Origin of the sequence: Dactylosporangium sp. NBC_01737, from assembly GCF_035963215.1 — a bacterium.
In the GTDB taxonomy this organism is placed as follows: domain Bacteria; phylum Actinomycetota; class Actinomycetes; order Mycobacteriales; family Micromonosporaceae; genus Dactylosporangium.
Genome location: NZ_CP109153.1, coordinates 4,790,184 through 4,815,076, shown reverse-complemented (window position 1 = coordinate 4,815,076; position 24,893 = coordinate 4,790,184). Strand labels below are relative to the sequence as shown.

Below are 24,893 nucleotides of genomic sequence, written 5' to 3'. Positions count from 1 at the left end.
GGTCGCCGCGCCGGGAGCGAAGCGGCAAGGCGCGGCGTGCCCCGAGCGGGCGTGCAACCCGCCCCACGGTAAGCGTGGACAGCCCACAGTCGGGGCCGATGCCGGCGGATCGGGCTGGGCCGTCATCGCTACGGGCACGGCGTGCCGCTCGCGCGGCTTACGGCCCCGGCGCTATGCGCCGGGGCCGCGTTCCTGCGAGAGGGCTTCCCATGCCCTCGAACCGCCAAGTGCGCCCCTCCCCCACCTGAGCGGAGTCTCCCCGTATGCCGTCGGACACCCCTTGGGGAAGCGGATCGGTGCCGGGCTGGCCAGGCTCGCCGGAGGCGACCGCGTAGCGGCTCGGTCTGGCCAGCCCGGTGCCGGTCTGCTGGGCTCGGCCTGGTCGATGGCATACGGGAGCGGAGCGACCTCCCCGGTGTCAGAGCGTCCCGCCGGAGGCAAAGAGCGCGACTATCCACGAAGAACAAGGCTGCGGGAGCAACGGTCCAAGCCATGACGGAGATCGCGGTAGCTCAAAGCAGCAAGAGCACCCCGACGCAACGCTGATGCCACCCGACCCTGCGCCGCGCCAGCGGCGCCTTGATCTAAGTAGAGACCAAATCGGCAGTCGTTCGACCTCGCGGGTGGGGCTACCCTGGTGCGCACCAGTGACTGTAAATTAGTAGCCCAAAGGGGGTCGAGGGTGGGAGAGGTAACCACGCGAGTGGAGAACGCACTCCGTTCGATGGTCACAGAATCGCTGCGTCCCGGCGAGCGGCTACCCTCTGAGCGAACGCTGGCGACCGAACTAGGCGCGGGGCGTACGACAATTCGACTGGTGCTCGTAAAGCTGGCCGCCGAGGGGTTGGTCCGGGCGGAACATGGGCGGGCTTACTTCGTCTGCCTGCGCGACGAGCCGCTGGCGCCGCCCCAGGCGCCGGCTAACGCAAAGCCCTGATAGCCGCTCGAAACTCCTCGGTAGCGCCCTCGTTCGGGTAACGGCGCTCTAGCTCACCGTCAAGCTCGCCAGCCACCATCAGCAGAGATGGCAGAGACTGCCGGTCTCCGCCCAGGGCGGCTACTCCGAGGTCCCGCGCCTGTTCGAGGTTTCCTGATCGAGCAGCAACGACCGCCAGAGTCAACCGCGCCTCGGCCATACGCATCGGCCAACGGTCGACGCCGTCGACGCCGGTGCCTCTACTGAGGACCGCGCGTGCGTACTCGGCGGCGGCCTGGTCGTCACCAGCCATACGGCACGCGTCCATCGCGTAGAAGTCCCACTTCTCGGGGTCCACGACGAAGTGGTGCTCGGTTCGCTGCGGGTACGGCAAACCGTCCAGGATGGCGCGGCCACGGTCCAACGCCTGGTGCATCTCGTGCACCCTGCCCACACGAGCAAGCGACTTGGCCTCTTGCCCGGCAAGTTGCGCTGTGACGCTGTGCCCTTTGTCCGCCAACTGCCCGGCGGCTACAGCGTCGATCGCGTTTTGATACCGGCCTTGCGTAAGCGCGAACCACGCGGCCATCTCGTAGGTCCATCCGACGATCTCTGTCGCTCCCGCCTCGTTTCCGAGCTGGAGGGCGGCGACCCGGGTTGCTTCGGCGCTGGCACGCAAGCCAAGGTCATACTCAAGGCAGCCGACGAGGAGTGCCAGCCAGCCGGCGGCTACGAGCAACTCTCGGTGCTGACTGAGGCCAACGGGCTGCCTCAGCGTTCTGGCCACCTCGCGCAGCCAGTCGTGAGCTTCGTCGCGGAGGTCGGTCGCATTGCGGTACGGGTACTGGCAGCACAACTCGTAGACCATGGCATGAAGCGATGTAAGCGAGGCGCCGGTGATGTCACTCGCCTGAATCCGGCGCAGCAGCTCGCTAGTGTGCGACGGCTTAGTGTCCTGCGCGGCCGTGATGTCGAGGTTGGCGGCCGCGATGAGGTCTCCTCGCGCGCCCAAGACCTCGTCGCAGAGCCGAGCAAGGGGTTCAGAGACCACTCGCTGACTGGTCTCGATACGGGACAGGTACCCCTTGTTGTAGTGCACGGCTCGGCCCAACTCAGCGAGTGACATCCCTCGCTGGAGCCGAAGGTGCCGCAGCATCTCTCCGAACAGCGCCATGCCTCCATCATCTGCGTTGCCTGGTTGCCCGGTGGCCCTTAGGCAACGCGCAACCCTCCCGCCTAGCGTAGCCGCACGCTTTCCTTGGGTGACGATCCTTAGATCGAACGTCGCGCATGGCTCAAAGGTTGACACTGGTGCGCACCAGTCACAGAATGGAGTCAACTGGTGCGCACCAGTTGAAGCAAAAGATGGCCCCGACGGGCGGCAACCCGTCGAGGCCGGTGCATCGGCTCCCTAGGAAGGACTTCGCGATGCTGGATCAGCGTATCCCCGTTACGTCCACGCAAATCACGTACTCCCGGCCCTTGTTCGCGACCGGCATGGAAGAAGGCTCGGGTAGCTGGCTCGCCTTCGCGCCTGCGGACGGCCCGGTGTATCACGGGTCGCCCCGCGACCGAGGCCAGTCCCCCGCAGGGTTGGTGGCTGGCCCGGGTGCAGAGCTGGTGGCGGGTCCGCCTCGGGTGAACTGCGCGGGCCGGTGTGTGGTGTGCGGCGAGCGGGACTGCCAGACGCAGGCCTGCGTCGACTACCACGCGGTGTGCCTCTGGGCGGTCTGCGACGTGTGCGACGGCGCCGGCTGGGCCAACGGCTGGCCGTGCGTGTGCACGTCCGGTGTGGTCGAGGTCGGCCGGTGACGGCCTGGGCGTCGGTGACGGACCTGCCGGTCCGTCCTGCGGGAGCGCCGACACCGGTTGACCTGTCGACTCTGTCAGTCACTGAGCTGCAGGTGGTGTTCTACGCCGCTCGACTGCCGTGGATCGGCATGGGCGACTACCAGTGCCTGGAGCGGCTGGTCCCGATCGTGGTGGAGCAGGTGAACCGGCTCGGGATCGAGTTGGTGCGTGAGGTGGCTCGGCAGTTCGAGGAGGCCGGTGCTGCCTGTGACTGGGCGACGTGGCAGGGCCTGATGCCCTCCATAGATGGGCAGGACGCGGCCCGGGGATGGGCCACGCTCTTCCGCAACAAGATGCGGCGCCAACAGGGCGCTACGGCCGCGCGGTCCGCGTGGCACGCGGAGGTGGCGGCATGACGCTACTGGCGCGGTGCCTGGGCTGTGGGCAGCGAACCGCGGTGCGGCACCTGCGGTGCAAGCCGATCGACGTGTTCTGGGAGCCGTGCCCTGAGTGTGCGGGACTTCGGGTCCTCGCTACCGGCGGCGAGTGCGAGTGGTGCGACGGCGTGGGGTTCACCCCGACGTTGGCGACTCAGACGCTGGCCGAAATCGCCAACGGCGAGCCGGTCCCGTCGGCGGCGCGGGGAACGGCGGTGGCGGCGTGACGGTGCTGACGCTGGTTCAGGACCCGACGCGCGGGCCGTCGTCGGGCGCGCGGCTTGGGAACAGCCGCCTGCATGCCCGAACGGGCACCGGCGTGGGCCTGCCGCGCATGGCGGACCGGCCGGATCTCGCGGTCACGGCTCGCGGTCAGGTCGCGGCGGCGCGTGCGACGCTCGGGCAGACCTGCGAAGAGTTCGCCGCCACCCTGGCGCCGCTGCTGGGTTGGGCGCCGTCGCCGCACACGGTCGACGCGTGGGAGCGCATCGCGGTGCCGCCGGGTGACGTCCTGCTCGCTGCCGGGCTCGCCGCGCAGGGGGCGGGCCGGTGAACCAGTCGACGGCGCCGACGTTCCGCCGGATGCGGCTCGCGCGCGGCTGGGAGCCGGTGCAGATGGTCGGCCGGATGAAGATCCTCGCCGACCGCAACGGCGTCAACCTCCCGCAGGTCTGGCTACTGCTGCGGCTGGTGTTCCTGTGGGAGAACCACCGCGAGCCGGTACCGGCCGAGTACGCGGGCCTGCTCGCCGAGGTCTTCAACACCAGCACGACAACGGGCAGGCGGCAGTGACCGCCATCGCTGTACGACCGCCCACAGCACCGCCACCCGGTGCCCCGCCCCTGGTAGGCCCTCCGCCTGTGTCGACGGTCGAGCGTCAAGGCGAGCTTGACACCGATCCCCGCCCCGGTTCCCGGGCTGACCGGATGCGCCGACCGGCCGCGCGGGACGTCCTGCGGGCCGCTGCGGAGCACCACGGCGTGTGTATCCGCCCGGTGCTGCTACGCCGCACCGATCAGGACACCGGCCGCACCGAAATCATCGAGGTGCCGTGCGGCGCGAGGCTGGCCGCGAAGTGCAAGCCATGCGCGGAACGCAACCGGCGGCTGCGCATCCAGCAGATCCGCGAGGGCTGGCACCTCGACACCGAACCGGTCCCACCCGTCGAACCACCCGGCACCGACGTCGTGGACCTCGTCCACCGACGCGCCGATCTGGAGTTCGAGCGGCAACGCGCGCTGATGCTCGCCGAGCTGGAGCAGGTCGCTGCCCTCGATGAACAGATCGGCGAGACGGACGCCGCGCTCGCCGACGCACCGATCCGGGGCACGCTCGCCCCGGCTGAGCGTCGGGTCAAGCCCCGCCGGCGCCGCTCGACCCGCAGGCGGCAGGACAGCGCGGACCTGCCCCGGCTGCCGGTCGCGGCCCGCACCGTCGGCCGCGTCTACCTCGACGCCGACGGGCAGACCCGGCGCCCCTCCACGCTGCTGACCGTGACCCTGCCCGGCTACGGCAGCGTGCACACGGCGGTGCGGCGCGGCGCCTACCTCGTGCCGTGCGAGTGCGGGAACCGCCACGGCGAACGTGACCCCGTCCTCGGCACCCCGCTGGACCCGGACGGCTACGACTACCGCCGCGCCGCACTGGATGCGATCCACTTCGCCGGGCTGCTGGACCGGTGGTGGCAGAACCTGCGCCGCGCCGCCGGGTGGCGCGTCCAGTACGCCGGGGCCGTCGAGCTGCAACGGCGCCTCGCCCCGCACGCCCACTTCGCCGTGCGCGGGACGCTGCCGCGCAAGCTGTGGCGTCAGGTCGCCGAAGCGACCTACCACCAGGTGTGGTGGCCGCACTTCGACAAGCCTGTGTACCGCCTCGACCGCACCCCGGACTGGGAAGCCGAACGATCGTCCTACGTGGACCCCAAGACGCGGGAACCGTTGCCCGACTGGGACAGCAGCCTTGACGCCATCGGCGAGGACCCGGACGCGACCCCGGCGCACACGGTCCGCCTGGGCCGGATCGACCCGCGCGGCATCAACCACGGCGACAAGGACGCGGAACGCTCGATCCGCTACGTCACGAAGTACATCACCAAGGACGTCGCCGGCACCGCCCGCGCGACCTCCGACCCACAACAGGCGCACTTCGAACGCCTCCGCGAAGAGCTGTCGACACTGCCGTGCGCACCGACCTGCGCCAACTGGCTGCTCTACGGCGTCCAGCCGAAGAACGCCAAACCCGGCCTCGTCCCCGGCCGCTGCAAAGGCCGCGTTCACCAACCCGCCTCGCTCGGCTTCACCGGCCGCCGCGTCCTGGTCTCCCGCCAGTGGTCGGCCCGCACCGTCGCGGATATCCGGGCCGACAACGCCGCGTGGGTCCGCGCCGTCCTCGCCATCGACCCCGAGGCCGACGACCAGGCCGACGCGCCCGAACCCGACCCCGGCGCCGCGCCTGCGGGCGGCTCGGACGGCCGGTACCTCTACGAGCTGGCACGACCCGACGACCCCGACGTCCGCCCGTACCAGCACCGGCTCCTGGCTGCGATTACCGCCCGGGATCGCTGGCGGCAGCGCATCAACCGGGCGCGCTCAAAACTTTCGGCAACTGCGTCAGAGGAAGGGACCGGCCGTGCGGCCTGAACGGGGTGTGGTGGTGGACAGATCAGTCGAGGCGCCCGCCACGGGCGGCATGCGCAGGGTGTTGTACCGGGTACCAGAGGCGATGGAGCTGCTCAGCATGAGCCGAACTGTGATCTATGAGCAGATCCGCGCTGGCCGCCTGCGGACGGTTCACCAGGGCCGCGCACGCCTCGTGCCCGCGTCGGCCATTGCGGACTACGTGGCGCTTCTTGAGCGAGAAAGCACCGGGAGGGCAGCCTGATGACCAAGCGTCGAGGTCGTGGCGACGGCGGTCTGTACTGGGACGAGCGGCGGCAGCGTTGGATCGCATCCGTGACCATCGGGTACACCCCGGCGGGTAAGCGCATCGTGCGACGCGGAAGCGGCAAGACCAAGACTGAGGCCAACGCGAAGCTGAAGGAGGTCTTGCGCGACCATGAGGACGGGCTCGCCATAGCGCCGCAAGGGTTCACCGTCGCCGACGCGATGACTGACTGGCTCACGTACGGCCTAAGTGGACGGTCGGCCGAGACGCGGGCCAACTACACAAACCTTGCGCAGAACCACATCGTGAGTGCCCTCGGTGCTCGCAAGCTCCGTGATCTCAGCGCATCCGATGTCGATCGGTGGCTGGCGGCAAAGGCGAAGCACCTCAGCACGCGCACACTGCGACTGCTGCACTCGTTGTTGGAGCGGGCGGCCGTGCGGGCGATGGCTCGGGACAAGGTGAAGCGCAACGTCGTCATGCTCTGCGAGGTGCCCGCTGGCGTGGACGGCCGGCCGTCGAAGTCTCTGACCCTGGATCAGGCCTGGGCGGTGTTGGCGGCAGGTGAGGAAAGTCGCCTGTACGCCTACCTCGTGGTGTCGCTGTTGACGGGTGCCCGTACGGAGGAGTTGCGCGAGCTGCGATGGGAGCACGTGGACCTGAAGGGCCGCGCCGAGGTGAACCCGCCGCTGCCCCCCTCGATCGAGGTATGGCACTCGGTGAGGGCGGGCGGCGACACGAAGACGGTCAAGTCACGGCGGACTCTTGCCCTACCGAGACGGTGCGTGGACGCGCTCAGTGTCCAGCGCCAGCAGCAGAACGAGGACCGCGAGGCTGCGGGGAAGAAGTGGGAGCAGACCGGGCTCGTCTTCACCTCGACCACGGGCCGGGCGCTCGATGCGGCGAACGTGCGGCGGGCGTTCCGGCGTGTCGCCAAGCTCGCCGGGCTGGATGCCGACGAGTGGGCGCCCCGGGAGCTGCGGCACAGCTTCGTGTCGCTGCTGTCCGACGAGGGAGTGCGGCTGGAGGACATCGCCGACCTGTGCGGCCACTCGGGCACGACCGTGACGAGCACGGTCTACCGCCACCAACTGAGGCCGGTGCTGCTGCACGGCGCGGTGGCCATGGATCGGATCTTCGCCGCTGAGACGGACCGCACCGAGGAGGGATAGACACTCAGTTGGTTACTCAGGACGCAAAAGAGGGCATGTCCATCAATGGACTTTGCCCTCTGACCTGCGTCGGGACGGCGGGATTCGAACCCACGACCCCTTGACCCCCAGTCAAGTGCGCTACCAAGCTGCGCTACGTCCCGTGCACCCGGACGCCGTCCGGAGCAGCCGCTACAGACTAGCGCATGCCCGAGTCACGTTGCGCGGGAGTATCCCCGTCCCGGGCTAGGGTGCCTGGATGCGACTTGATCTCGTGACGATCGTGGTGGAGGAGTACGGGCCGGCGATCGTGTTCTTCACCGAGGTGCTGGGGTTCGAGCTGGTCGAGGACTCCCCCGCGACCACGACCGACGGGCAGCCGAAGCGGTGGGTCGTGGTGCGGCCGCCCGGTGGGGGCACCGGGTTGCTGCTGGCCAGGGCTGACGGTGAGCGGCAGCGGGAGGCGGTCGGCGAGCAGGTGAAGGGCAGGGTCGGCTTCTTCCTGCAGGTCGACGACTTCGCGGCGACGTTCGCGCGGATGGAGGCGGCCGGCGTCGAGTTCGTGCGGCCGCCGCGCTCCGAGGTGTACGGCCAGGTGGCCGTCTTCCTCGACATCGCAGGCAACCGGTGGGACCTGCTGGGACCGGCATAGTAGACAGAAGCTGTGACTGGGGCCACACAACCGGACGGCAACCACGTGGCCTTGGAAGCGCACAGGCCGAGCCCGAGACCGCGCAGGTAGCCGCCCGGCGGGCGTGACCAACGGTGTCCAACGAGGGCGGCCCGGCGCGGGGTGGCGTGGCAGCATGCTGCGCGTGATGACGAGCGGGTTCGAGATCCTGCTGGGCAGGCCCCTGGACAGCTTCGATCCAGGGGTGGTCTACGCCGCGTACGTCGGCGGTCCGTGGCCCGACGAGGTGCTGCTCGACGCGGCGTGGCTGACGCCGGAGGCGTTGCGGCGGGCGGAACCCGTACAGATCGCGGAAATGACGCGCACGGTGGTGCTGGACGCGTCGCGGTTCGGGTTCGAGGCCGATGTGCTCAGGGACGTGTACGGCGAGGCGTTCGTGCGGGACCTGCGCGCCGTCGGCGAGGACCTCGACGCGGAGCTGATGGTCCACGGGCGGGACCTGGCGGTGGTGCTCGAGCGGCACGGCGTGGACCTGCGCTCGCCGGGCACCCGCGAGGCGCTGGAGTTCACGGTGACGGCAGCGCTGCGGTTGCCGAGCGACGGGACGCTCGCCGGCGCGATGCACGCGGCGCTGGACCTGAATCATCCGCTGCCGCAGGGAGTGTACGAGGAGACGGTCGGCGACGGCGTGCTGCGCGATCATCTACGGATGCATTGCCTGACGGCGCAGGGCGTTCGGGCGTACGGGGCGCAGTACCTGGGCAGGCACTGGCCGGTCGGGCCGCCGGTGCCGTACCGCGGCGCGACGCTGCTCGCCGGGTTCGAGATCGGGGAGGGCCAGACGGGCGTGGTCGTGCTGGCGATGCGCGGAGCCGAGGGGGGCGCGTGAGCGGAACCGAGGGAGGGCACGTGAGCGGAACCGAGGGAGGGCGCGTGAGCGGGGACTGGGACGCGACGCTGCGGGCGGCGTTCGAGCTGCTGCTCGGCCGGCGCATCGGGGCCGGCGAGCCCGCCGAGGTCTACTACGGCGGTGACACCCTGGACGAGTTCCTGCTGCCGGCGCGGTGGCTGACTCCGCAGGCCCTTGCCAGCAGCGCGCCGGTGCGCGTGCCGGACGTCGACGCGACGTGGGCCGACGAGGAGCACGAACCGCTCGCCTGGCGGTATGACCTGGCCGGTTCGCGGTTCGCGTTCGACGACGAGCTGCGCGACCGGCTGCCGGAGGCGTGCTTCGCCCCGACCGGCGTGAGCGGGGCGCAGCTCACCGCACTCGGCGTCGACCTCGCCGGCAGGCAGGCGAAGTCGCTGCGGCATCAGGTGTACGCGTCGCTGCGCATCGCCACGGACGGAACGCTGTTCGACGCGATGCGGCAGGCGACGTTCACCGCGCACGGGCCGGAGGGGCTGCTCACGGCGGGCGGGGAGCGGGCCGCGGCGCGGTGGGAGGAGGTGCTCGCCGGGGTCGGCGACGAGCGGCTGCGCGACCACCTGCGGCTGCACGCCCTGGACGACGACTACGCGCGCAGCACCGGGGCGTGCTACGTCGCCGCCGGATACTGGCCGCCGGGCGCGGTTGCCCTGGACGAGGGGTACGACCTGATCGCCGGGTGGGAGTTCGGCGAGTCCCAGGGCGGCGTCTCGGTCGTGTCCGCAAAGCGGCTCTGACGGGACGTATCAGATGCGTCACAGCGTGCTCTTTCCAGTGACATCACTTGGAGGGCACCATGGGCTACCTCACCCCACCGGTGGACGCTCCGCAGCGTCCCGACTCCACCCAGGACCAGGCCGACGAGAACCTGAAGTCCCGGATCCTCTACCTGCGCTCGTTCCTGCTGATGCGCACCCTGATCGGCGTCATGGGCATCCTGTTGCCGGTGACGCTGCTGCTCGGCGACGGCTTCCTGTTCGAGGGCGGCAGGCCCCGGGGGTCGCTCAGCGCGTACTACTACTCCGGCATGCGGGACATCTTCGTCAGCTGCCTGTGCGTCACCGCGTTCTTCCTGATCTTCTACAAGTTCTTCGAGCGGAACCTGGAGAACACGCTGAGCGCCGTCGCCGGCGTCGCGGCGGTGGGGGTGGCGCTGTTCGCGACGGGGCGGCCCGGCGGCGGGATGGTCCCGACGTCGCCGTTGCAGGACAAGCTCGGCGAGGCCCTCGTCCAGCAGGTGCACTACGTCTGCGCCGCGACGTTCATCCTCTGCCTGGGGGTGATCAGCTACTTCTTCGGCCGCCGTGAGGGGGCCAGGTCGCAGCGCCGCGACGGGCACCGGGCGCGGTTCTCCCCCGGGTTCTGGCGGTCGTTCCACTACGCGTGCGCGGCCGGGATCGCCGCGGCCGTGGCGTACATCGCGCTGACCGAGGCGTTCGGCTGGCCCGACGCGTACACCCTGATCATCGGCGAGACGGCGGCGGTGCTGTGCTTCGGTGCGTCGTGGCTGGCGAAGGGCCTCGAGATCGACATCCTGGGCAGCGCGTCGGCGGCCAAGGACCAGATCGAGGCGGGCACGACGGAGGAGACGGCAGCAGCCTAGGTGCGGCACCGGTGCGCGCCTCAACTGGGGCGCGCACCGGCCGAACTCGCCGGCATGGGACTGACCGTGTTCGCCGTGCTGGTCGTCGTGGCCGTCGCCACGGAAGCGTTGCTGCCGCGCCGGGCGGCGGCCAGGGTTACTTCTTCCCGCGAGGGCTGTTCTTCTTGCGGGGCTTCACGGTGATGTGGATCGGGGTGCCGAGGAAGTCGAACTCCTCGCGGAGCTTGCGCTCGACGAACCGGACGTAGCCGGGGTCGAGCACGCCCGTGGTGAAGAGGACGAACTTCGGCGGTGACACGCCGGCCTGCGTGGAGAACAGCACGCGTGGGGCCCGCCCGCCGCGGATCGGGTGCGGGGTCTGCTGCACGAGCGCGGTGAGCCACTGGTTGAGCTGTCCCGTCGGTACGCGACGCTCCCAGTTCTCCAGTGCCGTGTTCAGTGCCGGGGCGAGCTTGTCGACCGCCCGGCCCGTCAGCGCGGAGACGTTGACCTTGATCGCCCACGGGATGCGGCGCAGCTCGCGCTCGATCTCCTTGCCGAGCAGGTGCCGCCGGTCCTCGTCGACGAGGTCCCACTTGTTGAACGCGACGACCAGGGCCCGGCCGGACTCGATGACCATGGTGATGATGCGCTGGTCCTGCTCGGAGATGACCTCGCTCGCGTCGAGGAGCACGATCGCGACCTCTGCCGCCTCGATCGCCGCGTTGGTCCGCAGGGAGGCGTAGTACTCGGTGCCGCTGGCGTGCGCCACGCGCTTGCGCAGGCCGGCGGTGTCCACGAGGTGCCAGGTCTCGCCACCGAAGTCGACGTAACTGTCGACGGGGTCGACGGTGGTGCCGGCGACGGAGTCGACGACCGCGCGCTCCTCCTTGGCCAGCTTGTTGAGCAGGCTGGACTTGCCGACGTTGGGCCGGCCGACGAGCGCGATGCGGCGCGGGCCGGCCTCGCGCGGGACGGCGGGCTTCGCGGCGGGCAGCGCGGCGAGGATCTTGTCGAGCAGGTCGCCGGAGCCGCGGCCGTGCAGGGCCGACACCGGGAACGGCTCGCCGAGGCCGAGGCCCCAGAGGCTGGAGATCTCGCCCTCGATGCGGGTGTTGTCGACCTTGTTGGCGACGAGGATCACGGGCCGGCCGCTGCGGCGCAGCATCCGGACGGCGGCCTCGTCGTCGGCGGTCGGCGGGATCGTGGCGTCGACCACGAACAGCACGACGTCCGCCGTCTGGGTCGCGATCTCGGCCTGGGTGGCGATGGCCTTGGCGCGTTCCTTGGCGTCGGGCAGCCAGCCGCCGGTGTCCACGACGGTGAAGTGCCGCCCGGTCCACTCGGCGTCATAGGCGACCCGGTCGCGGGTGACGCCCGCGACGTCCTCGACGACCGCCTGACGGCGGCCCAGGATCCGGTTGACGAGGGTCGACTTGCCGACGTTGGGTCGGCCGACGACGGCGACGATCGGCACACTCAGCTCGACGTCATCGACAACGTCGACGTCGACCTCGGCACCTGTGGATGCCTCAGCGCTCACGGGGATCCTTTGTTCAACTGCCGGGGGGCCGGCGCTCGCCTATGCGGTGACCTTGTCCAGCATCCGCTGGAGGCGCTCGACCACCTCGTCGATGCCGAGCGCGGTGGTGTCGAGCACAACGGCGTCGTCGGCTTGGCGAAGCGGATCGGCGGCGCGCGTCGAGTCAAGTCTGTCACGCCGGGCCAGGTCGGCTGCGGTCGCGGCCTGGTTGGCGGCATTCTCGGTGCTCCGGCGCCGGGCCCGCTCGTCCGCGGAGGCGGTGAGATAGACCTTCAGGTCGGCGTCGGGGGCGACGACGGTGCCGATGTCGCGGCCCTCGACCACGATGCGCGCCGCGCCGGCGATGATGTCGCGCTGGAGGGCGACCAGCAGCGCCCGGACGGCGGGGACCGCGGACACCGCGGACACCGCCTGGGTGACCTCGGCACCGCGGATCTCGGTGTCGACGCCGACGCCGTCGACGCTGATGTGCGGCGCGGCCGGGTCGGTGCCGATCGCGAGGGTGGCGGCGGCCGCGACGGCGTGGATCTTCTCCGCGTCGCCGAGGTCGACGTTGTCGCGCAGGACGGCCCAGGTCACCGCCCGGTACATGGCGCCGGTGTCCAGGTAGCGGGCGTCGAGGGCCTGTGCCACCCGGCGGGAGATCGTGGACTTGCCCGAGCCGGACGGCCCGTCGACGGCAACCACCAACTGGCCGCTAGTCCCTGACACGCCGGCTCCTTCACCCCGATGACCACTGCTGTTCGACAGTACTTGACCCGCCAATGGCCCTACCTCACGGGAGGACGTCGTCACAGGGTGGCACGTCGCACGGCGAACATGGCACACCCATGGTGCGGTCGGCCTCGCGCAGGTGACCCAGGACGGTGTCGTTGATGTCGAGCAGCGCCTCGACCTGCTCGGGGCGCAGCGCGTCGAAGAACCAGTGCCGCACGTGCCCGACGTGCCGCGGGGCGGCGGCGGTGATCGCCTCCCAGCCGGCCTCGGTGAGCACGACGAACGCGCCGCGCGGGTCGTCCGCGCACGGCTCGCGGGCGACGAGGCCGCGGCTGGTCATGCGGGTGATCTGGTGGGTCAGCCGGGTCTTCTCCCAGTCGGCGGCGACGCGCAGCTGGAAGACGCGCAACCGGCCGCCGGGCGCCTCTGAGAGGCTGACCAGCACGGCGTAGTCCGCGCTGGACAGGCCCGTCTCCTGCTGGAGCTGGCGGGCGATGCGCCCCCGGACGGCGGCGTTGACCGCAAGGAAGCCGCGCCATGCGCGCTGCTCGCGGTCGTCGAGCCAGGCCGGATCCGTCACACCCGGAAGTCTACCGGCATGGGTGACACATCACCGTGGTCGTGAGCTACGGTGTCGGTGACACGTCACCCATGACGACGAGAAGGTTGTGCAATGACCAAGATCGGAATCATCCTCGGCAGCACCCGTCCCGGCCGGAACGGCGAGGCCGTGGCCAAGTGGGTCTACGACCTCGCGAGCCGCCGCACCGACGCGGAGTTCGAGCTGGTCGACCTGCTCGACTACAACCTGCCGCACCTGGACGAGGCGGTCCCGCCGTCCATGGGGCAGTACGCCAACGAGCACACCAAGCAGTGGGCCGCGAAGATCGCCGAGCTGGACGGCTTCGTGTTCGTGACGCCGGAGTACAACCACTCCACCAGCGGCGCGCTGAAGAACGCGATCGACTTCGTCTACGGCGAGTGGAACAACAAGGCCGCCGGCTTCGTCAGCTACGGCGCCGCGGGCGGCACCCGCGCCGTCGAGCACCTGCGGCTGATCATGGGCGAGCTCCAGGTGGCGGACGTGCGCGCGCAGGTGGCGCTGTCGCTGTTCACCGACTTCGAGAACTTCTCGTCGTTCAAGCCGGGCCCGCAGCACGAGGGCACCCTCACCACGGTGCTCGACCAGACGGTCAGCTGGACGAAGGCCCTCGAGACGGTTCGCAAGGCGTAACCGCCGGACGTGACCGGCCCCGGCAGGCGCGCCGGGGCCGGTCGCAGGCGGCCCGTCAGACCGCCGCCGCCCGAGCCATCCGGCCGGCCAGCGCCGCGGTCGCCTCCCGCAGCTGCGGCGGCCCGATCAGCTCCACCTCCACGTCGAACATCCCGAACCACGCGGCGAGGCCGGTCCACGACCACGACCCGGCACTCACCCGGCACCGGTCCGGGCCCACGACCTCGACGAGCGCCTGCCCCCTGGTCCACTCCGTGATCGCCGCCGCCGGTGCGTGCAGGATCGCCTCCCCGCGGCACGGCAGCGGATCGTGGCCCTCGAACCGCTCCGCCACGAACGCCGCCACGTCCGCCGCCGGCAGCGGCCGGGGCGTGAAGCGGGGACCGTTCGGCGTCCGCAGCGTCATCCGGTCCACCCGGTACGTGCGCCAGTCCACCCGGTCCAGGTCGAAGCCGATGAGGTACCACCGGCCGCCCCACGTCACGACATGGTGCGGCTCGACCCGGCGCCGGTCACCGGTGAGCCCGGCCGCGATCTCCCGCACGCCCGCATAGTCGAAGCGCAGCACCTCCCGCGACCGCACCGCCTGGCCCATCGCCAGGAGCACCCCGGTGTCGACCCGGGACGGCTGCCACCCGGCCTTCGCCACCCTGGTCACCTGCAGCGCGTCGACCCGCTGGCGCAGCCGGGCCGGCATCACCTGCCGCACCGTGGCGAGGGCCCGCAGGGCCGCTTCCTCCACCCCCTCGACCGACATCGTCGCCGTCTGCAGCGCCACCGCCACCGCGACCGCCTGGTCGTCGTCGAACAGCAGCGGCGGCAGCTCCGAGCCGGCGTCGAGCCGGTACCCGCCGTCGGGGCCGCGGGTTGCCTGCACCGGGTAGCCGAGGTCCCGCAGCCGGTCCACGTCGCGCCGCACCGTGCGCGGGCTGACCTCGAGGCGGTCGGCGAGGGTCTGGCCCGGCCAGTCGCGGCGGGCCTGCAACAGGGACAGCAGTGCCAGAAGGCGGGCCGAGGTCTCCAACATGCATCCAGTATCGCCCGCAGTTCAGGACAGAGGCTGTCCGCATCTGCTGGCAACGTGATGGACATGATTCAGACGAGAGCACTGACGAAGGACTTCGTCGTCAACCGCAGGACCACGGTGCACGCCGTGCGCGGCATCAGCCTGGACATCGCCCCGGGCGAGCTCGTCGCGGTGCTCGGCCCCAACGGCGCCGGCAAGACCACCACACTGCGGATGCTCACCACGCTCATCGCGCCGACCAGCGGCTCGGCCGTGGTCGCCGGGCACGACGTGGCGACGCAGGCGGCAGCGGTACGCCGGCAGATCGGCTACGTGGGGCAGGGCAACGGTGCCGGTCACATCCACCGCGTCGGCGACGAGCTGCGCACCCAGGGCCGCATCTACGGCCTGGACCGCAAGGCGGCCGCGCGGCGCACGGACGAGCTGCTCGAGGCGCTCGACCTCACCGAGCTGCGCGACCGCAAGGTGTCCGACCTGTCCGGCGGCCAGCGGCGCCGCCTCGACGTCGCGATCGGCCTGGTCCACGCGCCGCGGCTGCTCTTCCTGGACGAGCCGTCGACCGGGCTCGACCCGCAGAACCGCGCGAACCTGTGGCAGCACATCCTGCGCATGCGCGAGGAGCACCGGATGACGATCGTGCTCACCACGCACTACCTCGACGAGGCCGACACCATGGCCGAACGGGTCGTGGTCGTCGACAACGGCGAGGTGATCGCCGACGACACCGCCTCCGCGCTGAAGGCGAAGCTCGCCGGCGACAAGCTGATCCTGACCGGCGACCTGCCGTTGATCGCCAAGGCCGCGGCGCAGCTGCCCGGCGCACGCGATGTTTCCGAAATGTCGGACGCTGTGCAGCTCCGCGTCAATGACGGCCCGGCCGCGCTGCCGGAGCTGATCGCCGCGGTACCGGGTGCCGTGCGCACCGCCGAGGTGCAGCGACCCACCCTCGACGACGTCTTCCTGTCCCTGACCGGCCGCAACCTCCGGGAGAACTCATGAGCACTTTCGCCCTGCGCGACGTCGGCATCGTCGCGACCCGGGAACTGCGCCCGCTGCTGCGCTCGCCGTTCTCGCTGATCTTCGGGATGATCCAGCCCCTGGTGTTCCTGGCGCTGTTCGGACCGCTGCTCGTCGGCTCGCTACGGGGCCAGGAGGGCGGGCTCGGCAGCGACGTGTGGCAGTGGTTCGTGCCGGCGATCCTCGTCATGACCACCCTGTTCGGCACGTCGACCGTCGGGGCGAACCTGCTGTCGGAGTTCGTCACCGGCGCTCACGAGCGGATGCTCGTCACACCCCTGGCCCGGCACGCGCTGCTCGTCGGGCGGGCCCTCAAGGAAATGGTGCCCCTCGCCGGGCAGGCCCTGGTCATCGTGCTGGTCATGCTGCCGTTCGGCTTCGAACTGCACCCCGCCGGCGCGCTGCTCGGGCTGGTGCTGCTGACCGTCTTCGGCGTCGGCCTCGGCTCACTGAGCTACGCCCTCGCCGTCGCCGTGCGCCGCAACGACTGGATGTTCTGGGTCGTGCACCAGACGCTGCTGTTCCCGCTGATGATCCTGTCCGGCATGCTGCTGCCGCTGGAAACGGGGCCGGGCTGGATGCGGGCCGTGGCCCACTTCAACCCGCTCGCACACATGGTGACCGCGGAGCGTCTCCTCTTCGCCGGTACGCTCAGCGACCGCGCCGTGCTCTGGGGCGCGATCGCCGCGGTGGCGACGGCAGCCGTCGGGCTGGTCGTCGGCATCCGGGCGATGCGCCGCAGCACCTGACGGGCTACTCGCCCACCGCTTTGAACAATGCGCCGATCTCCGCCTGGGACAGGTGTCGCGTCCTGCCCGGGCGGAGATCGCCGAGCCGGATCGGGCCGATCTGCGTGCGGATCAGTCGCTGCACCGGGAACCCGACCGCGTCGAACATCCGCCGCACGATGTGGTTGCGCCCCTCGTGCAGGACGACCTCGACCAGCGCGACCTTCCCGTACGCGGTGACGACCTTGAACGAGTCGACCTTCGCCGGCCCGTCCTCCAGCGTGATGCCGGCCTTGAGCTCGCGGCCCATCGAGCGCGGCACCGGCCCGCTGATCTCGACCTGGTAGGTCTTCGCCACCTCGTACGAGGGGTGCATCAGCTTGTGCGCGAGCCCGCCGTCGTTCATGAGCAGCAACAGGCCCTCGCTCTCCAGGTCGAGCCGGCCGACGTGGAAGACCCGGGTGCTGATGTTCGGCACGTAGTCGGCGAGCGCCTCGCGGCCCTTGTCGTCGTCCATCGTGGACACCACCCCGGCGGGCTTGTTCAGCGCCAGGTAGACCATCCGGGTGTCGGTGACCAGCCGCGACCCGTTGACGTGAATGACGTCCCGGACCGCGTCGGCCTTGTCGCCGAGGGTGGCCTCCTTGCCGTTGACGGTGACCTTCCCCTCGTCGATCATCCGCTCACAGTTGCGCCGGGACCCGAGGCCCGCGGCGGCCAGGATCTTCTGCAACCGCTCCTCGTTGCGCGGCGGCTCCGCGTCCGGCGGCGCGTCGAACGCGGATCCCTCGAAAGTAGCTGGACTGGTGGACGGGTCAACGCTGGGCATCGGCGATCTCATCAATGTCGTCGGGAAGGAACGGGGCGAGCGGCGGCAGCTGGTCCACGCTGTCCAGGCCGAGTTTCTCCAGGAACAGCGACGTCGTCCGGTACAGGAACGCCCCGCTTTCGGGCTCACTGCCGGTCTCTTCGATCAGACCCCGCGTCACCAGCGTACGGACAACCCCGTCACAGTTGACACCGCGGATGGCCGAGATGCGCGATCTGGTGACCGGCTGCTTGTAAGCGACCACGGCGAGTGTTTCCAGTGCCGCCTGGGTCAGCCGGATCTGCTGCCCGTCGAGCACGAACTTCTCCACGTACGGCGCGAACTCCGCCCTCGTGTACAGCCGCCATCCCCCGGCGACCCGCCGCAGGTCGAACCCGAGCCCGAGCGAGGTGTACTGGCTCGCGATGTCCTCCAGGACCCCGCGGATCCGGTCGACGGGCTGGTCGAGGACCTGCGCGAGGGTGATCTCCGTCGCCGGCTCGTCGACGATGAGCAGGATCGCCTCCACGGCACCGCGCAGCTCGGCGTCCGACATCTCCACCGCGGCCGGCTCGGCGGGTGCCGCCTCGACGGCCGCCGCGGGAGCCTCCGCGGGCAGGTCGAACAGCGCGCTGCCGCCGGTCCCGGCATCCACGTCGGCGACCGGCGCGGCGTCGTCCGCGACGACCTGCTCGGGCTCGGGCTCGGCCTCGGGCTCGACTTCAGCCGCGGGCTCGGACCCGGCTTCGGGCGCGGCTTCAGCTCCGGGCTCGGGCTCGGCGTCAGCCGCGGGCTCGGACCCGGCTTCGGGCTCGGCTTCAGCTCCGGGCTCGGGCTCGGGCTCGGCGTCAGCCGCGGGCTCGGACCCGGCTTCGGGCTCGGCTTCAGGTCCGGGCTCGGGCTCGGCGTCAGCCGCGGGCCCGGACTCCGCTTCGGGCTTGGCTTCAGGTCCGGGCTCGGGCTCGGCGTCAGCCGCGGGCCCGGACTCCGCTTCGGGCTCGGCTTGAGCCGTAGGCTCGGACTCCGCTTCGGGCTCGGCGTCAGCCGCGGGCTCGGCATCGGGTTCGGGCTCGACCTCAGCCTCGGCCTCAGCCGCGGGCTCGGGCTCGACGACCGGCGCGGGTTCGGGTTCGACTTCGACGTCATCCGCGGCAGGGGCCTCGGCTTCGGCTTCGACCTCGGCCACGGCGAAGGACCCGGGCTCGGCTTCGACGATCAGCACGGCCTCGGCGTCGGGCTCGGACTCCACGATGAGAGCGGGCTCGTCGGTGGCCGACCCGGGGTCCGGCGTCTCGGCGTCCGACGTCTCAGCGACCGGCGTCTCAGCATCCAGCGCCTCAGCGACAGGCGTCTCGGTGTCCGGTTCCTGGTCGTCGGCGTCGGTGGCGGCGTCGGTGGCGGGCTCCTCGGCGGGAGCGGGGGGCTGGACGCGCGCCCATGGGGGCACCCAGTTCGCGGCCTGGTCGGCGAGCGACCTCGACTGGTCGTCCTGACTCACTGGTCCACCTCGCTGTCCGCCTCGGCCCGGTCGATACCGGCGGGACCGGCACGCTCCTGACCGACGTCCACACTCTCGTCCGCCTCGCCGGGGCCCGGCTCCTCGCCCAGGTCCAACTCAACACCCAGACCCAGCTCATCGCCCAGGTCCAAGTCGTCCAGATCCGCGTCGTCCAGATCCGCGTCGTCCAGATCCACGTCGTCCAGATCCACGTCGTCCAGATCCACGTCGTCCAGGTCCGGCGTGTCCACGACGCCCAGCGCGACCACGGCGTCCGCCGTGTCCGCCGCGTTCGCGGGGTCAGCCGGGTCAGCGGCATCGGGGGCGTCCGGCGGGGCGGGCGAGCCCTCGTACTCCTCGACCTCGATCACCGCGGCCGCCGCGTCGTCCGGGCCGGTCCAGCGCACGACCAGCTCTCCCAGCGCCTGGACCTGCTCAAAGGAGACCAGGTCCTCGCGGTACAGCTCCAGCAACGCCAGGAAGCGGGCGACGACCTCCAGGGTCGACTCGCAGTCGATGCACAGGGCGCTGAACGTGGCCTCGCGCTGCTCGATGAGCCGGTCGCGGACGATGTTGGCGTGTTCGCGGACGCTGACGCGGACCATGTGGATGTGGGCGATCGACACCAGCGGCGGGTCCGCCTTCGGGGTGAACGCCTTCAGCGCCAGCTTCAGCAGCCTCGCCGGGCCGACGCCGAGGACCAGGTCGGGCAGCGCCTCGGCGTACTGCGGCTCCAGGGACACGGCGCGTGGGTAGCGGCGGGAGCCGACCGCCTCGAGGCCGGCGATGTGTGCCGCCGCCTCCTTGAACGCCTTGTACTGCAGCAGGCGCGCGAAGAGCAGGTCGCGGGCCTCGAGCAGGGCCAGGTCCTCCTCGTTCTCGACGGTGGCCGACGGCAGCAGCCGGGCGGCCTTCAGGTCGAGCAGGGTCGCGGCGACGACCAGGAACTCCGACGCCTCGTCGAGGTCCCAGTCGTCGCCCATGGCGCGGATGTACGCGATGAAGTCGTCGGTGACCGTGTGCAGCGCGACCTCGGTCACGTCCAGCTTGTGTTTGCCGATGAGCTGCAGCAGCAGGTCGAACGGGCCGGTGAAGTTGGCCAGCCGCACCTGGAAGCCTGACGGCGGCGCCGTCGCGGCGTCCACGGTGGCAGGGTCGGTCACCGGAAGACCGTAGCGCAGAAGGTCCGGAAAACCGCTACAACCGCCGCTCAGCCTGCTGGGCGATGACCTCACGGGCGAGCTGCCGGTAGTTGCGGGCGCCGGAGGACGACGGGTCGAGCGTGGTGATCGGCGCGCCGGCGACCGTGGACTCGGGGAACTTGACGGTCTTGGTGATGACCGTCTGGTACACCTTGTCGCCGAACGCCTCCACGACCCGCTGCAGCACCTGGCGGCAGTGGGTGGTGCGGCTGTCATACATCGTGGCGAGGATGCCCTCGAGCTCCAGGTCGAAGTTGAGCCGCTCGCGGACCTTGTCGATCGTGTCGAGCAGCAGCGCCACACCGCGAAGTGAGAAGAATTCACATTCCAGCGGGATCATGACGCCGTGCGCGACGGTCAGCGCGTTGATGGCGAGCAGACCGAGGGAGGGCTGGCAGTCGATGAGGATGTAGTCGTATTCCTTCAGGACCGGTCGCAGCACCCGCGCGAGGGCCATCTCGCGGGCGACCTCGGTAACCAGCTGGATCTCCGCGGCCGACAGGTCGATGTTGGCCGGCAGCAGGTGCAGGCCCGCGATGTCGGTCTTGATCCGGATGTCCTCGACGGTCACGTCGGAGTCCATCAGGATGTTGTAGATCGTCAGGTCGAGGTTGTGCGGGTTGACGCCGAGGCCAACCGACAGGGCACCCTGCGGGTCGAAGTCGACGAGCAGGACACGCCGGCCGTATTCGGCGAGGGCCGCGCCCAGGTTGATGGTCGACGTGGTCTTGCCCACGCCGCCCTTCTGGTTGGCCATCGCGATGATCCGCGCCGGGCCGTGCCGGTCCATCGGCATCGGCTCGGGGATCGGCTTGCGCATCGTGTACGCCGTCGGGTCGGCAGGTCCGAGCTCCGCACCGAGGTCAAGCGATGCCTGCTCGGCGCGCATCGTGGTGGTCCACGACTCCGCCTGGTTCGCCATACCTGTCATCGAAACTCTTCGCCCCTCCCGGCGGCTCATCTCCACCCGGGGCCGATTCGTCGTCGGCGATCTGGGGAAGCGGGACGGCCGTTGCCCGACTCTACGTCAATGCAGGGTACATACCCCACTCTGCGCGCCCGGCGTGTCGCAAGTGCCATCGTTGGGTACGGTCATCGTCGTGTTGGGACCAGGAGACGTGCTCGGCGACAGGTACCGCCTCGATGAGTTCGTCGCCAGCGGTGGCATGGGGCAGGTGTTCCGTGCCACCGACAAGACGCTCAACCGGACGGTCGCCGTGAAGGTGCTGCTGCCCGGCCTGACCAGCGACGCCGAGTTCGGCAGCCGGTTCCGGGCCGAGGCGCGGATCATGGCGTCCATCGGGCACAAGGGCGTGGTCGGCGTCTATGACTACGGCGAGACCCCCGAAGGCACGATGTTCCTGGTCATGGCGTTCGTCGAGGGCCGGCCGCTCGGCGAGCGGATCACTCGTGAGGGCGGACTGTCGGCCACGGAGACCATGGCGATCGTGGCGCAGGCGGCCGACGCGCTGCACGCCGCGCACAGCAACGGCATCATCCACCGCGACGTGAAGCCCAACAACCTGCTCGTCGGCGACAACGGCGCGGTGACGCTCGTCGACTTCGGCGTGGCCCGCTCCTCCAACGTGACCTCGGTCACGAAGGTCAACGCCGTGATCGGCACGGCGCTGTACATGTCCCCCGAACAGGCGTCCGGCAAGCCGATCGCGCCGTCGACCGACATCTACGCGCTGGGCGCGGTGGCGTACCACTGCCTGACGGGCGGCCCGCCGTTCACCGGCAACTCGCCGCTCGAGATCGCGATCAAACACCTCCAGGACGACCCGCGGCCGCTGCCCGCGGACCTGCCGGGCAGCGTCCGGGCGCTGGTCGAGCGGGCCATGGAGAAGGACCCTGAGGACCGTTTCCCCACGGCCGCCGCACTGGCCGCCGCCGCCCGCGCCGCCCAGGACCAGACCCTTCAAGATCAAGAGCCGGGTGCGGTACCGGTGAGGCCCAGGCGTCCCGCGGCGCCGGCGTTCGCGGGTGTGCCGGTGCCGTCCAGGTCGAGGCCGGCGTGGATCCCGGCCGCCGTCGGCGTGGCCCTGATCGTCATGGCCATCGGTGTCGTCCTCGCCGTCATCGCGCTGACCGGCGGCGACGACAAGAAGAACACCCCCGAGAGCGTGCCGAGCGCCTCGCACTCGCCCGCGGCGGCCACCTCGGGCCCGGCACCGGGCGGCGGAGGCGCCACCCGTACCACAGGCGCACCGTCGGCGAGCGCGACCGCGTCGGCGACGCCCAGCACCGCGACCAGCTCCGCCGCGCCTCCCGCGCCGACGACGCAGGCGCCCCAGCCCACGACGGGGGCACCGGTCGAACCGACGGGTGGCGGCACGACACCGCCTGTCGACACCTCGGTCCCGGCCGCGTAGCCGGTCGGTCACTTCTCCCCCTGCGGGTGAAATTTCGTCATACCCGCGTGCAACCCTTCGTCCCGGGGCGCCGTCTACCCCGCGACGAAGGGAGCCCGAACGGGTGAACGAAGACGACGAAGCGCAGTTCCGGGAGTTCGTCGCCGCACGGTTCGACGGCCTGCGCTCGCTCGCCTACCTGACGTGCGGGGACTGGCACACGGCGGAGGACGCCGTCGCCTCGTCCCTGGCGAAGCTCTACGTGCACTGGCACCGTGTCGACACCCCCCTCGCCTACGTGCGGCGGGCGGTCGTGCACGCGCTGGTCGACGAGAGCCGCCGGCCGTGGCGGCGCAAGGAGCGCTCGGCGGGCTACAGCCTGCCCGAGCTGCCCGGCCCGGACCACGCCGACCAGGTCGACGAGCGGATCCGGATCCGCGCTGCGCTCGCCCGGATGGCCCCCGGCCAGCGCGCCGTGCTGGTCCTGCGGTACTACGAGGGGCTGAGCGTTGAGGAGACCGCCGAGGTGCTCGGCCGGCAGCCGGGCACCGTCAAGAGCCAGACCGCCCGCGGGCTCACCGCCCTCCGCGCGCTGCTCGGCGCGGAACCGCGCGACGACGACGACCCAGGCGTCCCGGGCCTGCGATCCGGCCTCGGATCTGGCTCAGGGCCCGGCGGTGCACGACCGGGCCGCCACGCACGCCCCGAGACCGGCGCTCACGAGATGGAGAACAGGAGGGAAGGGCATGGATCACGACCTGCACAGTCTGCTGGCGGCGGCCAGGGACGACGCACCGCCACCGCGACTCAGCATTGACGACATCACCTCGGCCGGCCGCCGCCTCGCACGGCGCCGCCGCCGCACCGCCCTGCTCTCCTCCGTCGCCGGTGGGGTAGCGGTCGTGGTCGCCGGCGCGACCGCCGCGGTCGTGCTGCTCTCCCCGCCCGCCACCGCGCCGTCCGTCGGCCCCAACGGCAACCTCGGCATCGCCTCCGCGTCCCAGTCCCCCGCCCGCCGGGCGGACTTCGCGACGGCCGGCGCCTTCGAGACCAACTACTCCGGCTACACCTCCGGCCGCTTCGTCGTCAGCGAGCCCGACCTGGTCACCGCCGGCTACCAGGAGTCGACCATCGACCTGCGGCCCGCCGAGCCGACCATGGAGCCGACCGCCTCCGGCGCCCCGCCCGGCGCCGCGCGCAGCATCTCCCCCGACGGCCGCGACATCCCCGCGGCGCGCGAGGGCCGCCTCGTCGTGTACAGCACCGGCGCCTTCGACACCCGCGAGTTCATCAAGGCCGAACGGCTCCAGGTCGCCGGCAGGACCGCCCTGCTGCGCCACGCCGGCGGCCCCTCGATGCCCTCGACCTCCCCGGCGAGCAAGGACGACTGCTGCATCGAGCTGGCCGTGCCGACGCTCGCCTGGCAGTACCTGCCCGACGCCTGGGCGGTCATCTACTGGTCCTCGTTCGAGACCGCCCCGACCCGCGACGAGCTCCTCGCCCTCGCCGCCGACATGCCCGCCGAAGAGCCACGCGCCTTCCCGACCGCCATCCGCCTGACCGGCCCGTTGAAGGACTACCGGATGATCGCGGTCGGCACCCGCACCTCGTTCTACGACAACACCAACCTGTCGGTCGTGCGCCTCTCGGCGAAACCCCCGACAGCGCCGTTCTTCGCCCCGCTGGAGCTGGACGACTACCCGTCGATCGTGCTCACCCTGGGCGCCACCGACCCGCGCACCGCCGAGAAGATGGGCAAGATGACCTGCCAGCCCGGCAGCACCGTCTGCGCCACGGTCCTCGCCGACGGCCAGTTCTACCTGCAGGTCGAGAGCATCGGCGACAGGTCCTTCACCGCGACCGAGCTGGCGCAGATCCTCAAGTCCATGTCGGCCGAGGCACCCGCCGACCGCTCCGTCTGGCCCCCGGCCGCCTCGATCTTCACGTTCTGACCCCGCCCACGTGGCCGCACGCACCCGCCGTCATCGCATCGACTCCGGTAACGTGCGGCCACACCCAGCGTTCTCCCACCGCCGCTGACCGCCGTCCCCGCTGACAGCCGCGCCCCGGTGACCGCCGCCCCCGCTGACTGCCGCGCCCCGGTGACCGCCGCCGCGTTCGCGCCGCGTGGGCGACCACCACGCGACTTCGATCACGCCTGCGTTGCGTGCGACGTCCCAACGGCCAGCGCCACGCTGAGACCTCGCACCACCAACCTCACGTTCGCCGCAAATCACCCACAATCCCCGGCGGTTCCTCGCCGCGTTCAGCGATCCCACGCCGTCGCCTGCTCCCACAACCGACAACGCGCCGCTTCACGCGCGCAGCCGCCACCGCCACCCATGATCGAAGTCGCGCCCTGGCCGCATGGACGACCGGATCCATCCTTCGATCACGCCGGCGTGGCAGGCGACAACCCGAACGGGACGCCTACGCCACGACCCCC

Annotated in this window: 27 protein-coding genes, 1 tRNA gene and 1 pseudogene; 19 read left to right on the top strand and 10 right to left on the bottom strand. The window is 71.0% G+C overall.

Annotated elements, in window-relative coordinates:
• Positions 1-724 precede the first annotated feature (724 nt).
• Positions 725-937, top strand: coding sequence for a winged helix-turn-helix domain-containing protein (locus tag OHA72_RS22000; RefSeq protein ID WP_327011638.1), 213 nt, complete (start codon positions 725-727; stop codon positions 935-937).
• Here the strand turns inward: OHA72_RS22000 and OHA72_RS21995 are convergent.
• Positions 921-2,090: a helix-turn-helix domain-containing protein gene (locus OHA72_RS21995; protein WP_327009658.1), complete on the bottom strand. Its 1,170-nt coding sequence runs from the start codon at positions 2,088-2,090 to the stop codon at positions 921-923. The two genes, OHA72_RS22000 and OHA72_RS21995, sit on opposite strands and share 17 nt — an antisense overlap.
• Before the next feature lie 446 nt (positions 2,091-2,536).
• On the opposite strand from OHA72_RS21995, the gene OHA72_RS21990 reads away from it, so the two are divergent.
• The 8 genes from OHA72_RS21990 (at position 2,537) to OHA72_RS21955 (ending at position 7,199) form a co-directional block, all read left to right on the top strand.
• Complete coding sequence (locus OHA72_RS21990; protein WP_327009657.1) at positions 2,537-2,728, top strand: hypothetical protein; 192 nt, start codon at positions 2,537-2,539, stop codon at positions 2,726-2,728.
• Positions 2,725-3,123, top strand: a complete 399-nt coding sequence (locus OHA72_RS21985; protein WP_327009656.1) for a hypothetical protein — start codon at positions 2,725-2,727, stop codon at positions 3,121-3,123. The genes OHA72_RS21990 and OHA72_RS21985 overlap by 4 nt, the downstream gene beginning before the upstream one ends.
• Positions 3,120-3,371 (top strand): hypothetical protein, encoded by a 252-nt coding sequence (locus OHA72_RS21980; RefSeq protein ID WP_327009655.1) that lies wholly within the window; start codon positions 3,120-3,122, stop codon positions 3,369-3,371. The genes OHA72_RS21985 and OHA72_RS21980 overlap by 4 nt, the downstream gene beginning before the upstream one ends.
• Positions 3,368-3,697: a hypothetical protein gene (locus tag OHA72_RS21975; protein ID WP_327009654.1), complete on the top strand. Its 330-nt coding sequence runs from the start codon at positions 3,368-3,370 to the stop codon at positions 3,695-3,697. Before OHA72_RS21980 ends, OHA72_RS21975 begins: the two co-directional genes overlap by 4 nt.
• Positions 3,694-3,936, top strand: coding sequence for a hypothetical protein (locus OHA72_RS21970; protein WP_327009653.1), 243 nt, complete (start codon positions 3,694-3,696; stop codon positions 3,934-3,936). Before OHA72_RS21975 ends, OHA72_RS21970 begins: the two co-directional genes overlap by 4 nt.
• A 134-nt stretch (positions 3,937-4,070) precedes the next feature.
• Positions 4,071-5,783 (top strand): replication initiator, encoded by a 1,713-nt coding sequence (locus tag OHA72_RS21965; RefSeq protein ID WP_327009652.1) that lies wholly within the window; start codon positions 4,071-4,073, stop codon positions 5,781-5,783.
• Between the two features lie 49 nt (positions 5,784-5,832).
• Positions 5,833-6,024 (top strand): helix-turn-helix domain-containing protein, encoded by a 192-nt coding sequence (locus OHA72_RS21960; RefSeq protein WP_327011637.1) that lies wholly within the window; start codon positions 5,833-5,835, stop codon positions 6,022-6,024.
• On the top strand, positions 6,024-7,199 hold the full coding sequence (locus tag OHA72_RS21955; protein WP_327009651.1) for a site-specific integrase: 1,176 nt from the start codon (positions 6,024-6,026) through the stop codon (positions 7,197-7,199). Before OHA72_RS21960 ends, OHA72_RS21955 begins: the two co-directional genes overlap by 1 nt.
• A 69-nt stretch (positions 7,200-7,268) precedes the next feature.
• Here the strand turns inward: OHA72_RS21955 and OHA72_RS21950 are convergent.
• Positions 7,269-7,342: transfer RNA gene (locus tag OHA72_RS21950), tRNA-Pro, on the bottom strand.
• 95 nt (positions 7,343-7,437) lie between these two features.
• Here OHA72_RS21950 and OHA72_RS21945 point away from each other — a divergent pair.
• From OHA72_RS21945 to OHA72_RS21930, 4 genes are all read left to right on the top strand, one after another.
• Positions 7,438-7,830, top strand: a complete 393-nt coding sequence (locus tag OHA72_RS21945; protein ID WP_327009650.1) for a VOC family protein — start codon at positions 7,438-7,440, stop codon at positions 7,828-7,830.
• 166 nt (positions 7,831-7,996) lie between these two features.
• Positions 7,997-8,698 carry a hypothetical protein gene (locus OHA72_RS21940; RefSeq protein WP_327009649.1) on the top strand — a complete coding sequence of 234 codons (702 nt, stop codon included), beginning with the start codon at positions 7,997-7,999 and terminating at the stop codon, positions 8,696-8,698.
• A 44-nt stretch (positions 8,699-8,742) separates the two neighbouring features.
• Positions 8,743-9,474 carry a hypothetical protein gene (locus tag OHA72_RS21935; protein WP_327009648.1) on the top strand — a complete coding sequence of 244 codons (732 nt, stop codon included), beginning with the start codon at positions 8,743-8,745 and terminating at the stop codon, positions 9,472-9,474.
• Between the two features lie 59 nt (positions 9,475-9,533).
• Positions 9,534-10,340: a hypothetical protein gene (locus tag OHA72_RS21930; protein WP_327009647.1), complete on the top strand. Its 807-nt coding sequence runs from the start codon at positions 9,534-9,536 to the stop codon at positions 10,338-10,340.
• Between the two features lie 136 nt (positions 10,341-10,476).
• Here the strand turns inward: OHA72_RS21930 and der are convergent, their stop codons facing one another.
• The 3 genes from der to OHA72_RS21915 all read right to left on the bottom strand — a co-directional run bounded on the left by der (position 10,477) and on the right by OHA72_RS21915 (position 13,159).
• The gene (gene der / locus OHA72_RS21925; RefSeq protein WP_327011636.1) at positions 10,477-11,802 is read right to left on the bottom strand and encodes a ribosome biogenesis GTPase Der; all 1,326 of its coding nucleotides are present in this window, start codon (positions 11,800-11,802) and stop codon (positions 10,477-10,479) included.
• A 99-nt stretch (positions 11,803-11,901) separates the two neighbouring features.
• Positions 11,902-12,573: a (d)CMP kinase gene (gene cmk / locus OHA72_RS21920; RefSeq protein WP_327009646.1), complete on the bottom strand. Its 672-nt coding sequence runs from the start codon at positions 12,571-12,573 to the stop codon at positions 11,902-11,904.
• Between the two features lie 64 nt (positions 12,574-12,637).
• Complete coding sequence (locus tag OHA72_RS21915) at positions 12,638-13,159, bottom strand: MarR family winged helix-turn-helix transcriptional regulator (protein ID WP_327009645.1); 522 nt, start codon at positions 13,157-13,159, stop codon at positions 12,638-12,640.
• 93 nt (positions 13,160-13,252) lie between these two features.
• On the opposite strand from OHA72_RS21915, the gene OHA72_RS21910 reads away from it, so the two are divergent.
• The gene (locus OHA72_RS21910) at positions 13,253-13,813 is read left to right on the top strand and encodes an NADPH-dependent FMN reductase (RefSeq protein WP_327009644.1); all 561 of its coding nucleotides are present in this window, start codon (positions 13,253-13,255) and stop codon (positions 13,811-13,813) included.
• A gap of 55 nt (positions 13,814-13,868) precedes the next feature.
• Here OHA72_RS21910 and OHA72_RS21905 read toward each other — a convergent pair whose 3' ends face one another.
• Positions 13,869-14,840, bottom strand: coding sequence for a helix-turn-helix transcriptional regulator (locus OHA72_RS21905; RefSeq protein ID WP_327009643.1), 972 nt, complete (start codon positions 14,838-14,840; stop codon positions 13,869-13,871).
• A gap of 63 nt (positions 14,841-14,903) precedes the next feature.
• Between OHA72_RS21905 and OHA72_RS21900 the strand changes: the two genes are divergently transcribed.
• Positions 14,904-15,839, top strand: a complete 936-nt coding sequence (locus OHA72_RS21900) for an ATP-binding cassette domain-containing protein (RefSeq protein WP_327009642.1) — start codon at positions 14,904-14,906, stop codon at positions 15,837-15,839.
• A complete protein-coding gene (locus OHA72_RS21895) occupies positions 15,836-16,606 on the top strand; it encodes an ABC transporter permease (RefSeq protein WP_327009641.1) in 771 nt (256 codons plus the stop codon). The genes OHA72_RS21900 and OHA72_RS21895 overlap by 4 nt, the downstream gene beginning before the upstream one ends.
• Positions 16,607-16,610: 4 nt before the next feature.
• On the opposite strand, the gene OHA72_RS21890 is transcribed toward OHA72_RS21895, so the two are convergent.
• The 4 genes and pseudogenes from OHA72_RS21890 to OHA72_RS21875 form a co-directional block, all read right to left on the bottom strand.
• On the bottom strand, positions 16,611-17,309 hold the full coding sequence (locus OHA72_RS21890; RefSeq protein WP_442788737.1) for a pseudouridine synthase: 699 nt from the start codon (positions 17,307-17,309) through the stop codon (positions 16,611-16,613).
• A gap of 91 nt (positions 17,310-17,400) precedes the next feature.
• Positions 17,401-18,177: pseudogene (gene scpB / locus OHA72_RS64770) on the bottom strand (SMC-Scp complex subunit ScpB); the annotation flags it as partial.
• A gap of 710 nt (positions 18,178-18,887) precedes the next feature.
• Positions 18,888-20,054 (bottom strand): segregation and condensation protein A, encoded by a 1,167-nt coding sequence (locus tag OHA72_RS21880; RefSeq protein ID WP_327009638.1) that lies wholly within the window; start codon positions 20,052-20,054, stop codon positions 18,888-18,890.
• A gap of 34 nt (positions 20,055-20,088) precedes the next feature.
• Positions 20,089-21,015 carry a ParA family protein gene (locus OHA72_RS21875; RefSeq protein ID WP_442788654.1) on the bottom strand — a complete coding sequence of 309 codons (927 nt, stop codon included), beginning with the start codon at positions 21,013-21,015 and terminating at the stop codon, positions 20,089-20,091.
• Positions 21,016-21,193: 178 nt separating this feature from the next.
• On the opposite strand from OHA72_RS21875, the gene OHA72_RS21870 reads away from it, so the two are divergent.
• From OHA72_RS21870 to OHA72_RS21860, 3 genes are all read left to right on the top strand, one after another.
• On the top strand, positions 21,194-22,468 hold the full coding sequence (locus tag OHA72_RS21870; RefSeq protein ID WP_327009636.1) for a serine/threonine-protein kinase: 1,275 nt from the start codon (positions 21,194-21,196) through the stop codon (positions 22,466-22,468).
• A 103-nt stretch (positions 22,469-22,571) separates the two neighbouring features.
• A complete protein-coding gene (locus OHA72_RS21865; protein WP_327009635.1) occupies positions 22,572-23,264 on the top strand; it encodes a SigE family RNA polymerase sigma factor in 693 nt (230 codons plus the stop codon).
• Positions 23,194-24,399, top strand: coding sequence for a hypothetical protein (locus OHA72_RS21860; RefSeq protein WP_327009634.1), 1,206 nt, complete (start codon positions 23,194-23,196; stop codon positions 24,397-24,399). Before OHA72_RS21865 ends, OHA72_RS21860 begins: the two co-directional genes overlap by 71 nt.
• Positions 24,400-24,893: the final 494 nt, after the last annotated feature.